The organism is Melittangium boletus DSM 14713 (assembly GCF_002305855.1).
Classification (GTDB): domain Bacteria; phylum Myxococcota; class Myxococcia; order Myxococcales; family Myxococcaceae; genus Cystobacter; species Cystobacter boletus.
The window spans coordinates 4,067,515-4,080,890 of the sequence record NZ_CP022163.1 but is presented as its reverse complement, the minus strand read 5'-3'; the positions used below and the strand labels follow the sequence as shown (position 1 = coordinate 4,080,890).

General features: G+C 66.9%; 10 protein-coding genes. 4 read left to right on the top strand and 6 right to left on the bottom strand.

Annotation, left to right across the window (positions count from 1 at the left end):
* Nucleotides 1-55 precede the first annotated feature (55 nt).
* The 3 genes from MEBOL_RS17315 to MEBOL_RS17305 all read right to left on the bottom strand — a co-directional run bounded on the left by MEBOL_RS17315 (nt 56) and on the right by MEBOL_RS17305 (nt 3,627).
* Nucleotides 56-1,681 (bottom strand): sigma 54-interacting transcriptional regulator, encoded by a 1,626-nt coding sequence (locus MEBOL_RS17315; protein WP_095978477.1) that lies wholly within the window; start codon nt 1,679-1,681, stop codon nt 56-58.
* A gap of 183 nt (nt 1,682-1,864) precedes the next feature.
* Nucleotides 1,865-3,025, bottom strand: a complete 1,161-nt coding sequence (locus tag MEBOL_RS17310; RefSeq protein WP_095978476.1) for an MBL fold metallo-hydrolase — start codon at nt 3,023-3,025, stop codon at nt 1,865-1,867.
* Nucleotides 3,022-3,627 (bottom strand): TetR/AcrR family transcriptional regulator, encoded by a 606-nt coding sequence (locus MEBOL_RS17305; protein ID WP_095978475.1) that lies wholly within the window; start codon nt 3,625-3,627, stop codon nt 3,022-3,024. Before MEBOL_RS17305 ends, MEBOL_RS17310 begins: the two co-directional genes overlap by 4 nt.
* A 282-nt stretch (nt 3,628-3,909) precedes the next feature.
* On the opposite strand from MEBOL_RS17305, the gene MEBOL_RS17300 reads away from it, so the two are divergent.
* Nucleotides 3,910-4,815: a type VI immunity family protein gene (locus MEBOL_RS17300; RefSeq protein WP_095978474.1), complete on the top strand. Its 906-nt coding sequence runs from the start codon at nt 3,910-3,912 to the stop codon at nt 4,813-4,815.
* A 78-nt stretch (nt 4,816-4,893) separates the two neighbouring features.
* Complete coding sequence (locus MEBOL_RS17295; RefSeq protein ID WP_095978473.1) at nt 4,894-5,292, top strand: hypothetical protein; 399 nt, start codon at nt 4,894-4,896, stop codon at nt 5,290-5,292.
* Between the two features lie 54 nt (nt 5,293-5,346).
* On the opposite strand, the gene MEBOL_RS17290 is transcribed toward MEBOL_RS17295, so the two are convergent.
* Both MEBOL_RS17290 and MEBOL_RS17285 read right to left on the bottom strand, forming a co-directional pair.
* A complete protein-coding gene (locus tag MEBOL_RS17290) occupies nt 5,347-5,784 on the bottom strand; it encodes a hypothetical protein (protein ID WP_095978472.1) in 438 nt (145 codons plus the stop codon).
* A gap of 10 nt (nt 5,785-5,794) precedes the next feature.
* On the bottom strand, nt 5,795-6,676 hold the full coding sequence (locus MEBOL_RS17285; RefSeq protein ID WP_245919849.1) for a hypothetical protein: 882 nt from the start codon (nt 6,674-6,676) through the stop codon (nt 5,795-5,797).
* Between MEBOL_RS17285 and MEBOL_RS17280 the strand changes: the two genes are divergently transcribed.
* Nucleotides 6,666-8,135 (top strand): MDR family MFS transporter, encoded by a 1,470-nt coding sequence (locus MEBOL_RS17280; protein WP_095978470.1) that lies wholly within the window; start codon nt 6,666-6,668, stop codon nt 8,133-8,135. The genes MEBOL_RS17285 and MEBOL_RS17280 overlap by 11 nt on opposite strands.
* 343 nt (nt 8,136-8,478) lie before the next feature.
* On the top strand, nt 8,479-11,214 hold the full coding sequence (locus MEBOL_RS42165; RefSeq protein ID WP_425437644.1) for an FG-GAP-like repeat-containing protein: 2,736 nt from the start codon (nt 8,479-8,481) through the stop codon (nt 11,212-11,214).
* 46 nt (nt 11,215-11,260) lie between these two features.
* On the opposite strand, the gene MEBOL_RS17265 is transcribed toward MEBOL_RS42165, so the two are convergent.
* Nucleotides 11,261-13,324 (bottom strand): PilZ domain-containing protein, encoded by a 2,064-nt coding sequence (locus MEBOL_RS17265; protein ID WP_095978469.1) that lies wholly within the window; start codon nt 13,322-13,324, stop codon nt 11,261-11,263.
* Nucleotides 13,325-13,376: the final 52 nt, after the last annotated feature.

Here is a 13,376-nt window from a genome sequence, read left to right as displayed (position 1 = left end):
AAGCGTCCTTGGACGCTCCGGATGACCTCTTGACATGTCAATGACGTGTCAAGGCTCAGCGCTCATCCAGGCCCAGCTCCCGGACGCGCCGCTGCAGGCCCCGCTTGGAGACCTCCAACCGCCGCGTCATCTCATCCAGATCGCCTCCACATTCCTGGAAGCAGCGGGAAATCTCCTCCACGCTCAAGTCCCCGGCCGTGCGCAGGCTGGGACTCTTGTCGATCAGCACGTAGAGCGAGGGCCGGGTGATGCCCAGGCGCTGGGCGGCGGCCTTGAGGTCCCACCCACTGGCGCGCAGGGCCTCGATCAGCTCGGCGTCCGTCACCTCGGAGGGCTTGCGCCGGGAGCCCTCGGGCTCGGGCGGGGCGGCCCGCTCGGGCTCCCCCCGGGGCGCCGCCACGCCGGGAGAGGCGGAGGGCGGAAGCGTGATGCCCGCGTCCAATTCCCGCTCCATGCGCGGCGTGGCCTTGAGCGCCCCCTGCCCCCGGCTGCCGATGACGAGCTGGCGCGCCAGGTTGCGCAACTGCCGCACGTTGCCAGGCCAGGAGAAGCGCACCAGCCGCACCGCCAAGGAGGACGGGAGCCAGGGCTCGGACGCGGAGGACAGCGACTCCAGCCCTTGCCCATCCCCCAGCGACTCTCCCTCCTGCCGGGCGAAGTGCTGGAAGAGCAGACCGATGTCCTCGCGGCGCTCGCGCAGGGGCGGCACCTGGATTTCATACCCGGCCAGGCGGTGCAGCAGGGGCGCCTTGAAGAAACCCTGACGGATGCGCTCCTCCAGATCCGCGTCCGTCGCGGTGATGAGGCGCACATCCACGGCCACCGCCGAGTGCCCCCCCACCGGATACACCTCGCCCGTCTCCAACACCCGCAGCAGCATCACCTGGACCTCGGGAGGCGCCTCGCCCACCTCGTCCAGGAAGAGCGTGCCGCCATGGGCGGCGCGGAAGAAGCCCTCGCGCTCCTGGGTGGCGCCCGTGTACGCCCCCTTCCTCGCGCCAAAGAGCTCCGCGGCGGCCAGTTCCTTGGGAATGGCTCCCAGGTTGACGCTGACGAAGGGCCCCCGGCGGCGAGGGCCACGCTGGTGGATGGCCCGGGCGACCAGCTCCTTGCCCGAGCCCGTCTCGCCCCGGATGAGCACGGGCACCTTCAAATCCGCCACGCGCACGACGTCCTCACGCACCCGGCGCGTGCCCTGGCCCTGGCCCACCATGCCCAGGTCGTCCTGCACGACGAGCGCCTCGGAGGAAGACGTCAGGTGAAGCAGCAGCACCACCCGCTCGGCGAGCACGATGGGCACGCCCAGGGCCAGGGCCTCGGGCCCCAGCTCCCGGGAGCCCACCAGCGGCGCGTCCTCCACCCAGACCGGCGTGCCACCCGCCTCCGCGCGCAGCCGGACTCCCCCCGAGCCCGTGCTCTCGAACACCAGGGGCTTGCGGCTCAGGAACGTGTCCGCGAGCGGCAGACCCAGGGTGGCGCCCGACGGGGTGAAGTCCGGCCCCACGCGGGACACGGCCACCGAGCCCCCGGAGAGCAATGCGCCCAGGAGAAGCCGCTCTCCGGCCCGGTGGGGCGTGGGATGGGACACGATGGTGAGCGCGGGAACGGGGCGGGACGGCTCCGCGCGCTCACGCCGGGGGGTGGCGGCCGTGGAGATGTCGGTGAACGGCTTGTCCTTCATGGAAACCTGTTCTCGAAGACCGGGGGACGGGATGGGAGTCTATCCGCCCATCCGACGCGGCCTTCCCTCCAACCCCACGGTCCGTAGCAGGAAAGGGCCTCGCCCGCGAAGTAGAGACCATTATCCCACTCCGCCAGACAACCCGTGGGGGTGGATGGCGTTGAGCTGACCTTTCATGGGGGCTCACTCCATTTGAGAGGAGACGATGGGGTTCTGCTCCGCCGTCTGCCGGGGAAGATCCGGCCACCAGCGGGAGGGCTCGGGCCGGGCCTCGGGCTCGAGGCTCTCGCCGGGACGAGGCTGGGCGATCGTCACCTGGGCCGAGCGCGCCGCCACGAGCGCCCGCTCGATGGGCTCCGTCCACGTGTGCATGGCGAGGTTGACCAGGCCCCAGTGCACGGGCAGGAGCACGCGCCCGCGCAACATCTGGTGCGCGAGGATGGCCTGCTCGGGCCCCATGTGCCAGTCGGGCCAGGGCCGCCCGTACTGCCCCACCTCGAGCAGCGTCACGTCGAACGGTCCCAGCCGCTCGCCAATGTCCCGGAACGCGGGGAACAGTCCCGTGTCCCCCGAGAAGAACGCCCGGTGCGAGGGGCCCCGCAGCGCGAAGCCGCCCCAGAGCGTCATGTTGTTGTCGAGCAGGTAGCGGCCCGAGGCATGGCGCGCGGGCGTGCAGACGATCTCCAGATCCCGCACCTTCGTGCTCTCCCACCAGTCCAGCTCGACGATGCGCTCCTCGGGGATGCCCCAATAGGCCAGATGCGCTCCCACGCCGAGCGGCACCACGAAGCGGGTGTCCCAGTCCTTCATGGCCACCAGGGTCGCGTAGTCGAGGTGATCATAGTGATCATGGGAGATGACGACGGCGTCGACGCGGGGCAGCGCGTCGAGCGCGATGAGGGGCGCGTACCAGCGCTTCGGACCCAGCCAGGTGAGGGGCGAGGTGCGCTCGCCCCAGAAGGGATCCGTGAGGACGCGGTGGCCATCGATCTCCACCAGATTGGAGGAATGCCCGAGCCAGGTGACCCGCAGGCCGGTGGCGGGAGGCGTGTCGAAGCGCCGGGGATCCACGGCCGCCGTGGTCACGGGGCTCGTGGGTGTGCCCTCGAAGCCGCGCTCGAACAGGCTGGTCACGCTGCCCCAGTTGTCATTGATGATGGGCTGGGGATTGACGAAGCGGCCATCCTTCCACTGGGGCGAGCGCTCCATGCGGGCCCGGCGCTCACCGCTGGCGCGCTGTCCGAAGGCCTTCCACCCATCCACCCCGGCGAGGACGGCGAGGAGGACCACCAAGGCCCCCACGCCGAGGGCGGCACGGGACACCCAGGACTTGATGCGGCTCATGGAACCTCCAGGAGGGGGAGACACATCGCGCGGACCGCGATGGTGATGCCCTTGATGAACTCTTCGCGAGTGGCGACGCGGTGCTTGAGCCCGGACGCCGTGATGATCAACGTGTCCGCGAGCTGGCGCGCGGTGAGCCCCACGGGTTTGTAGGCGGCCATCGAGCGCGACGCACGGAGCGTCCTGGCGATGGCCTCGGCGAACAGTCCCTCGTGATCCTCCACCATCGTGCCGAGGAGTTCACGGCTGGCCTCGGCCAGGTCCAACGCATCCGGGTGGGCCTTCCCGGCGAAGCGGCCGAAGACCTCGTCGAGCGCGCGCACCAGCCGGGCGTCGAGCGCGAGCGAGGCGTCATTCAGCACGGACGTGGCGGCCCGCAACGCCCCCTCGAGGAGGTGCTGGACGGCCGCGCGGAAGAGCTCTTCCTTGGCGGAGAAATGAAGGTACAGGCCCTGGCGGGAGATCTGGGCGGCCCGGGCGACCTCGTCCATGGAGGTCTTGCGATAACCATGGCGCGCGAACACGGACATCGCCGAGTCCAACAGCGCGCGGCGGCGTGGATCATCCGGGACACCCTGTCTCGGAGCAATGGAATCGACCATATGGACAAGGTTGACAACATGGACACAGGTTGTCAACCGAGCCTGGCCGACGTGGAGTCCGGAGAGCAGGTGGACGACCGGGACATTCGCCGGTACACCTGCCACCCCTCTCTTGCTCGCCCTCTTCGTGACTCCCGTCTCCCACGCTCAGTCCTCCCTCGCCAGTGATGGCAAGAGAGCTCTTGTCACTCCTCAACTTGGGATCAGCAAGTGAGCCCACCTTTCCCTCGAATCCGTCTCTATTCTTCCCAGTCAGGACAGGAGCGCCTGGTCCGGCGCGAAGTGATCCGGCTGGTCCTGCATCTGCCCTTGGACCATTACGATCTCTCGGTCCCTGTGCGCCAGGCACTCGACCTCTATTTGAGCACCATCAATCAAGGGCCCGAGGTCCTTTCGGATTGGTACGACCTCGAAACCGAACCCTTCCCACAGGACGAGGAGAGCTGGGAGATCATCCGGGCGGTGATGGCCCCACCCCGAGGAGATCGCTTCCTCGACGACACCCAGAATCCCCAGGACGTTCACCGGTACATCAAGAATCAGTTCGAGCGGGCCGTGGAGTTATCGGGTGGAACCACTGGAGTCAGTGGTTATGGCTTCTTCTATCGGGCTCGTCTGCCCTGGCGTCACCCGCGCGACACCGTCAGCCTGGTGAGCTTTTCCTGGCCCACGGAGTATCTGGAAGAACAAGGGCCCAAGCGGATGCGGGAATTGATCTTGGAGTTGGCCTCCTCATTGCCGTTCTCCTCCGGCCATGCGGGACTCGCCTTTTCATCCACCAACCCCTTCACATCCTCGTTGGGAGAGATTCGCGAAGAAGCGTTTCGCTATCCAGGGATCGACGTGACCCATGGATGCACATCATTGGGACATCGGATTGATGGGGTTCATTGGATCAACCTCCTGGGCCCATCCGTGCTCGGCGAAGTGGGTGGCATCAACGGTCTCCATGACCGGCTGTGCTCCCCGGGCACCCATCTCCAGGAGTTGGAGAGAGGACGAGCGGTGGTGACACTCGGAGAGTGGCCGAGAGCGGGAGACATATCTCGAGGAGACTCCTTGCCCGACCATCGGGAGTTGGCACGAGCACTGGAACCGTGGTTGTCCACGTGTCCGGATGGCTACACCCTGGAGGGTGCTTCTCCCTCTGAAACCCGCACCTGGTGGCGCCGCTTCCTCGATTCTTGAACCAAGCAGTGGGTTTTTTATTCATCGCAGACGTCAAGAGGCTGTTAAACAGGGAAGACTTATTTCAAGGGAACGCTTATGAACAAACTATGGTTGGGTGTCCTGGTTTTCACATCGGGCTGTATTCATATCCACCGAAAAGCGACCGTTGCTCCACCGGAGACTGCTTCTCGCGTGCAATTCCCGGATTGGAGAAAGGACGTAGCGGCGGTGGCAGGTCCTCAACTCAAAGCACTTCAAATCGCAATGGACGATTTTCGTCCAATCGGATCAGGACATTCCAACAGTGACGAAGCCTTGGTCCGTTGCCTGCAAAAAATCGAGAATTACGACGCCTGGGTCAAGCGAGGTGAAGGGATGACGTTCATCCACTTCACCCCCAAGGAAGACGAGCGCTGTGGCCTCGCTCCAACGCCAGCTGACATTGGCGCGAGCTACGCCATCGACGATGAGGGCATCATTCTCAAACGTGAATAGCAACAACCCGAGCCACTACATATCCGGATGACTAAGCCACTGTGGGTTCTGTATTCATCGCGGACGTTGAGGCTCGCCATCGAGCAGGCGGCGGAGAAGACGCCCATCCTTGCCGATGGCATAGGTCGCTCCAGCGTCCAACGAGTGAAACTTCTCTCCACAGCTCGCGGGATTGTAGTCGATCCTCACGAAGACAATGTCATCCCGCTGGATCGTTTGGTAGGTGTACGCCGCTTGTTTATCCCAACACGCCTCGTCCGCACGGTCTCGCCCCAAGAAGTCGTCCGCGGCCACCCGGATGGCTTGGAGCACCACACCCTCCGTCGCGACCTTGCCAGGGTCCGAGGCATTGAAGAGGGGAAGCTCAAGATTCATATCCTGCTGTTCCAGCTGTTTTTGAGCCACCCCGCAGTCGCAACCGATCAGCCTTCCGATATGGGCACAACCCGAGAGCAATCCACCTGCCAGGATGGCGATGAAGAGGTCCTTCACGAGTACATCCCTACTTCGCTTCATAGATGATGTCGAAATCATCGCCCCTCCATTCCACCCGGCCGTATACCTCATCCTTCCACTTGCCCTCATCCCCTATGGACCACTTCATCAATTCCCTGGTCAACGGGATGTATTGAAAGAAGCCATCACACGTCGCGTTCCCTCGTTCCGCTCGAGAGTAGAACGCGATGATCGAGATAGGCACATCGCGATCTTTCGTCTTCACAGAGAAACCGTGAACTGCTCCCTGCTCGACAATGAAACGAATGTCGTTCCGGGAAATTTCCCCTTCGTACGGGTGGTTATGGACGACGAATAGATACTGGATTTCGTCAGCGCGATAGCGCGAATCAGACACGACCGAAGGAAGTCTGCATTGGCGCATGCGCGCGTCGTCTTGAACGGCGCTGACCGCCAACATACTCATCTCGTACATTCCGTCAGGCGTGTAATAAATCCAAGCGCAATACTCTTTCGACGTACGCCAGTAGAGTTCGAAATTCTGGGCATCTGGCCGGCCCGCTACGGCATTTGGCAAACCCAGCACCAAGGGGCAAGCGGCCATCAATGCATCCGGGTGAGATGGGAATGGACCAAATCCGGGCATCGGGCCAGGGATGACCTCCAGCCTTTCCCCAGGATTGGGTTGGACGACACCCGGAATGGGTGGAGAAGCGCATCCGCTCAGAATCAAATACCCTAGACAACATAGCCACCACGAGCGCATGGCATCCCCGGCTTGTGAAACAGCTTGAACTCCTTTCATCGAAGCTATCATGGATTCAGCGCCCGCCGCATCCTTCGCTGGCGCCCATCCGGCGGGCTGACCCATTTGCCACTGGCGGCGGGGTCCTCCACCCGTTAGGCAGGGCGTGCGAATGCGCACCACCCACCGCCCCCTCACCACGCTCGCCCTCGCTCTCTGCCTCTTCATGGCCGCCCTGGAGATGACCGTCGTCTCCACCGCCATGCCCACCGTGGTCGGAGAACTCGGAGGCCTCGACAGCTACGCCTGGGTCTTCACCGCGTACATGTTGACCTCCACCATCACCGTCCCCATCTACGGCAAGCTCGCCGACCTCTACGGCCGCAAGCCCGTCCTCCTCTTCGGCATCGGGCTGTTCCTCGTGGGCTCCATCGCCAGCGGCCTGTCCACCTCCATGAACATGCTCATCGCCTTCCGCACCCTCCAGGGACTGGGTGCCGGTGCGATGCAGCCCATTTCACTCACCGTCATCGGCGACCTCTACACCCTGGAACAGCGAGCCCGCGTCCAGGGCGCGTTCAGCGCCGTGTGGGGCATCGCCGGGCTCGTGGGGCCCCTCACCGGCGGTCTCATCGTGAAGTACCTCACCTGGCATTGGATCTTCTTCATCAACGTCCCCATTGGCCTGGGCGCCGTGGGGCTGCTCCTGTCCTGCTTTCATGAGCAGGTGGAGCACAAGACCCGGACGCTCGACATCGCGGGCGCGTTCCTGCTGTCCGCGGGCGTGGTGGCGCTCCTCTTCGGCGTGCAGGGGTTTGGCATGAACCTGCTCGCGCTCCCCGTCGCGTTGATCATCCTCCTGGCTTTCGTCTACGTCGAGCGCCGGGTCCCGGAGCCCATCCTCCCCCTGTCCCTCTTCCGCATCCGCGCCATCGCCGTGTCCTCCACCGCCGGCGCCCTCTTCTCCGCGGCCCAGTTCGGCGCCACCACCTATGTGCCCCTCTATGTCCAGGGCGTGCTCGGCGGCTCGCCCACGCTCGCGGGCGGGATGATCACCCCCATGATCGTCGGCTGGCCCCTGGCGAGCCTCGTGGCCGGACGGCTCCTGCTCAAGACGGGCTTCCGGCCGCTCATCGTCGGAGGGCTCGGCATGGCCGCCGTGGGCACCTCGCTCATGGCGCTGTTGCTCAAGCCGGGCGCGTCCATGCTCGTGCCCGAGCTGGCCATGGGGCTGTTCGGCATGGGACTGGGTTTCAGCTCCACCGGGCTGCTCATCGCCGTGCAGACGAGCGTGGGCTGGGAGCTGCGCGGCGTGGCCACCGCGAGCAACATGTTCTTCCGCACCATCGGCGGCGCGCTCGGCGTGGGACTCATGGGCGGGGTGATGGTGCACGCGCTCCTGCGCGACGCGCGCATCCCCTCCTCCGCCGCCGCCGAGCTGCTTGGTCCCGAACATGGCCGGGGCCTCGCGCCCGAGGTGCTGCGCTCGCTCGGCGGCGCGCTCGGTTCGGGGCTGACACTCAACTTCTGGATCATCAGCGCCTCGGCCCTCCTGGCCTTCTGTGCTGGTCTGTTCTTCCCCCGCGCGAAGCAAGCAGCGCCGCCGTCCATGCCCTCGCCCGACGCCATGGCGCCGCACTGACGGCTCCACTCCTCGGGGGATGTCAGGCAACAGGGCATTTCATCGGACGCCCTCCGCCCAACAGACAGACACTCCAGAAAGGCTCGCGGGTGGAGGATGGCGGACGGAGGGACGCGTCTCTTTCGCTTGCGTTGGAGCCTTTCCCACACCTGGGTTTATTGGTTTATCCGGATTCTCGGGTTTATGTATAGTTTGAGGATCGGCCGGGAAGTGGCCTGGGACGGGCGAACGAGAGGCCCGTCATACAGGGGAGAGTGCCGTGGACGAGAAGAGCATCATTCAGGGGATCATCCGTGGGGGCTTGGTGGGGTTGTTGCTGGCCGGTTGTGGGCGGACGGCTTCCCTGGACAGTGGGGCGCCCGGCCTTCAAGACGCGGCACTCGTGAGCCGCTGTGAGGCGCGGCCTCCCCCCAAGGCACATTTCGAGCCAGAATTGGAATGGGCCTGGACCGGCAGTGCCGTCTTTCCCAAACATATCAACGTGATGATGACCCCCGTGGTGGTGGATACGAACGCGGATGGAGTGCCCGACGTCGTCTTCAATTCCTACGAGGGGGAAAACTACGTGAGCAACGGCATCCTCCGGGCGATCGACGGTGCCACGGGCCGCGACTTGTGGGCCGTGACGGATGAGCGCTACCGGGTGCGCGGCGCGTCGAACATCGCCGCGGGAGATCTCGACGGGGACGGCCGGGTGGAGATCTGCACCGTGCCCGAGAGCAGCCAGGGGCTGTTGTGTTTCGAGCACGACGGCACGTTCAAGTTCCGCACTCCTCCGCCGGGCAACAACTGGGGTGGACCGTCCATGGCGGATCTCGACGGGGATGGCCAGGTGGAACTCATCAATGGCCATGCCGTGTTCACGTCCACGGGCGCGCTCAAGTGGTTGGGCGCCGATGGGACGGGGGGCCACACCACGGGGCCCATCTCGTTCGCCGCGGACATCGATCAGGACGGCGTGCTCGAGGTGATCAATGGCCGATCCATCTACCGCGCCCATGGCCAGCTCAAGTGCTCGAACAGCACCATCGGTCATGGGCTGTCGGGGGTGGGCAACTTCGACGCGGACCCCCAGGGGGAAGTGGTGGTGGTGTGGAGTGGCTATGTGTCGCTGCTGGATGACGACTGCAAGCTGTTGTGGACCACGGCGATTCCGGGTGGAGGCGCGGGCGGAGCGCCGACGATCGCGGACTTCGATGGCGACGGTCAGCCCGAGGTGGGCGTGGCCGGAACGGATCGCTACATCGTCTTCGAGACCCAAGGCGGGGTGAAGTGGACGAGCCCCACGCGCGATTACAGCTCCAACCGCACGAGCTCCGCCGCCTTCGACTTCGAGGGAGATGGCAAGGCGGAGGTGCTCTACGCGGACGAGCTGCGGCTGCGCATCCATGACGGAGCCACGGGCGCGGTGCGCCTGGAGGTGCCTCACAGCTCGTGCACGAGCTACGAGAACCCGGTGGTCGCGGATGTGGATGGGGATGGAAACGCGGAGCTGCTCGTGGCGCAGAACACCACCTGTGGCATGGGCTTCCACGGGGGCCTGCGCCTGTACCGCGAGCGGGAGGACGGTTGGGTGAACACGCGGGGCCTGTGGAACCAGCATGCGTACTCGGTCACCCACATCAATGATGACGGCACCATTCCCCCCTACTCCGTCACTCCGTGGACGCGGGGGTTCAATGCCTTTCGCTCCAACAGCCAGGGCACCGCCACCCTGACGCCCTTCGCCGCGCCGGACGTGAAGGTGGTGTCCGAGGTGCTGTCCTCCTGCGACTCCACCACGTTCGCGCTGACCCTGAGCGCGCACGTGCGCAATGACGGCGACGCGTCCGCCTCCGCGGGACTCCCGGTGGCCTTCTACCAGGGCGAGCCCGGAGCGGGAGGCAAGCTGCTGGGAACGGTCCCAGTGCCCACGCGGCTCGCCCCGGGCAGCGTGGTCCGGGTCGAGCTGAGGCTGCCCACCGCGCCGGGCCTGCGCGCCAAGGTGTGGGCGGTGGCGGATGACGACGGCACGGGCCACGGCCGGGAGCGCGAGTGCGACGAGCGCAACAACTCCGCCGCCAACGAGGTGAGCCTCCAGTGCGCGCCCTCTTCCGCGGGCAGGTGGACGCTCACGAGCGACATGCGCCAGCCTCACCTGCAACCCACCGCCACCGTGCTCGACGACGGCCGGGTGCTGGTGACGGGCGGCTTCGACACCAGCTCGGAGCTGTATGATCCAGCGCTCGGCACCTGGTCTTCCACGGGCGCCATGCTCACCCACCACCGCGGCCACACGGCGACCCGGCTGTCCGACGGACGGGTGCTGCTCGTGGGCGGTGGACAGGGCGCCGCCCCGCTCGTCGGCGCCGAGCTGTACATGCCCTCGCGCGGTGAGTGGAGGAAGGCGGGAGTTGTCCACAAGTTGCGCTACCACCACACCGCCACCGCGCTGCCCGGGGGCCAGGTGCTCGTCGTGGGCGGAATGAGCGCCGAATACGGCGGAGAGACCCTGGCCTCGGCCGAGCTGTACGACCCGGCCACCAACACCTGGAGCCTCGCGGGGGCACTGGGCATGCCGCGCGGCCATCACACCGCGAGCCTCCTGGGCGATGGAACCGTGCTGGTGGTGGGAGGAATCGACGCCGAGGGAAGGCCCCTGGCCTCGGCCGAGCTGTTCATCCCGGCCACGGGCGGCTTCACCTCCGTGCCGGGCCCCCATCTGGGCCTTGCCCACCACACCGCCACCGTGCTCGCGGATGGCCGGGTGCTCGTCATGGGAGAGGGAGACGCGGAGGTGTATGAGCCGGCCACGCGCACCTGGTCGGCCGCGGGCACGCCGCGCGCGCCCCGCCGCGCTCACATCGCCAGCCTGTTGCCCAACGGCAAGGTGCTGGTGGCCGGGGGCTACCACGAGTCCTCGGGCATCCTCACCACGGCGGAGCTGTATGATCCGGTCAGCGGCCTCTGGAGCAACACCGCCCCCATGCGCGTGGACCGCTACCTGTCCGCGGCGGTCCTCCTGAACGATGGCACGGTGCTCGTCATGGGAGGCGTGAGCAACACGACTCCCTCCTCGGCCGAGTACTACACGCCCTGAGAGGCGCGGACACCCGGGAGGGCGCGAAGGCACTCCCGGGTGGGGCTCACTCGCCGCTTCGAGGCGTGGTCGCCTCGCACAGGTGCTCGATGAAGTCGGGCAGCAACTGAGAGGAGAGCACCCAGATGCGGCCCTCGCCCAGGTCTCCGAGCTTCGCCTCCTCGGCGTAGCGGGTGTGATTCTCCTCCACGTAGTGGATGAAGACATCCAGCCCCCGGGCGCGGTACCACTCGGCCGCGCCCGCGAGCAGCGCCAGCATCGCCTCCTGGGCCTCGGGCAGGGACGCGTCCACGAGCGGGATGATGCGCAGGCCATTGAGCACGTGGAACAGGTTGAGCCCCGCGTGCGCCGACTCCATCACGCCCACCGCCACGGCCCGGCCGTCCTTGCGCGCCACGAGCACGTGCCGCTCCCGCTCGAGCTTCGCCTCGCTCCACTGGCCCTTGAGCCGCGCCAGATCGAAGCGCTCGGGCACCAGGTCCAACGCCTCGCGGTAGGCCACGGGCCGCGTGCGCTCGAGCCGGGAGAAGAGCGCCGCCTTCTCCTCGGGCGTGGGCTCGCCCAGGGTGAAGCCCGCGGGCATGCGCCAGTCACGCCGGGTGTCGGCCTCCATGAGGCGGAAGGGCAACACGCACGCCTGGCCCGTGTGCTGGTACCACTCGGCGAAGTCGATCGCCGTGAAGCGCACCCAGCGCACGTTCGCCTCGCAGTAGGCGAGGAACCACTTCACCTCGGGATCGGTCTGCGCGGGCTCGAAGCCCCGCAGGTAGATGTCGCGCAGGGCCTCGCGCGCCGTGCCCCGGCACCGCTCGTTGGGCGGCTGGTGACGCGCCAGGTGGTGGGCCATCCAACTGCCCGAGTACGGCTTGAGCCAGGACAGACTCGCCTCCACCGTCTCGCTGCCGGGGATGGGCCGCACCACGCGGTAGCCCACCCGGGGCCGGCGATGCAGCCGGGCGTGGGCCTCGCGGTACTCCTCCTGCATCCGCTTGAAGTCCTCGGGGCTCTTGCCCGACAGCCGGAAGTACCCCGAGCGCTCGAAGAGGTTCCACGTGCCCTTGTCCCACTCGCCCGCCACGCGGGTGTTGGGGTGGCTCTGCTCCTCCACGAGCGCGTGCCAATCCCCGGTGTTGCCGCTCAGCGGCTCCACCTTCATGCCGCAGCGGCGCGCCGCGGTGGCGCCGGAGATGTTGCGCACCTCGCCCTTGAGCCACACCGAGCGGCCCCCCGGCATGCGCACCTCCATCTCGGGCAGCACCAGGCCGGGGTAGAGCAGATCCTCTCCCGGCTCGGTGGCGAAGGACAGGCCCTCATAGGAGATGTCCATGAGCTCGCGCTCCACGCGCACCTGGGGCCAGAGCGGATGGGCGAAGCGCGCCACGCACCCTCCCCACGCCGCCGCGCGCCGCAGCCGCCGGTGCCGGTAGCGCACCAGCTCGCGCGGCATGGGCACGCTCCACAGCCCATCGTCCTCATGCGCCTCGCGCACCTGGAAGTGCATCACCGAGGAAAAGCCAAACACCTCGATCATGAAGGGCCCTGGCGGTAGCACCCCGCCCCGCACGTCCCACGCCACGCGGCCGTCGTACTTGTCGAAGAGCGCCGCGGCCAGCTCCACGTCTCCCAGCGCCGAGCGCGCCATGCCCCGGCAGCGCCGCGCCGTGAGCGCCTCGAAGATGCGGCCAATGCGATCCTGCCGCGTGATGTGCTCCTTCCAGATGGGAGAAGCGCTCGGCGTCTCCAGCTGGCCCTGATCGCGCCAGCCCTCCAGCATGGACACGATGTGCCGCCCCTGGGCGAGCGGAGGCGCCACGAAGCGCAGACTCAGCTCCGGCAGCGCCTCGGGCGCCGGCACGTGCACGTTCGTCACCTCGGCCCGCAGGCACGTCACTTCCCTTCCCACCCCCAACATGACGTTGGCCCGCTGCCCCGGCCTGAGCGCCGTGGGCTTCTGCAGACACACCGTCAAATGCTCCGGCGACAACTGCACCAACCTGCCCGCCGGCAGCACCTCACCTTCCACGGAAGCTACCGCCGCCAACCCTGGGCTCATTCGGTAGCCCAGGACGTTCTCTCGGGCTCGCATGCGCTCCGCCTTCTTCGTCGCCATGGGGAACTCCGCCTTCGGATTCCGCCAATGTGGACACACGCCCCAACCTGTG

What these genes read in the sequence shown, in the direction of transcription:
- MEBOL_RS17315 (WP_095978477.1), bottom strand. Translation starts at nt 1,681, where the DNA reads ATGAAGGACAAGCCGTTCACCGACATCTCCACGGCCGCCACCCCCCGG.
- MEBOL_RS17310 (WP_095978476.1), bottom strand. Translation starts at nt 3,025, where the DNA reads ATGAGCCGCATCAAGTCCTGGGTGTCCCGTGCCGCCCTCGGCGTGGGG.
- MEBOL_RS17305 (WP_095978475.1), bottom strand. Translation starts at nt 3,627, where the DNA reads ATGGTCGATTCCATTGCTCCGAGACAGGGTGTCCCGGATGATCCACGC.
- MEBOL_RS17295 (WP_095978473.1), top strand. Translation starts at nt 4,894, where the DNA reads ATGAACAAACTATGGTTGGGTGTCCTGGTTTTCACATCGGGCTGTATT.
- MEBOL_RS17280 (WP_095978470.1), top strand. Translation starts at nt 6,666, where the DNA reads ATGCGCACCACCCACCGCCCCCTCACCACGCTCGCCCTCGCTCTCTGC.
- MEBOL_RS17265 (WP_095978469.1), bottom strand. Translation starts at nt 13,324, where the DNA reads ATGGCGACGAAGAAGGCGGAGCGCATGCGAGCCCGAGAGAACGTCCTG.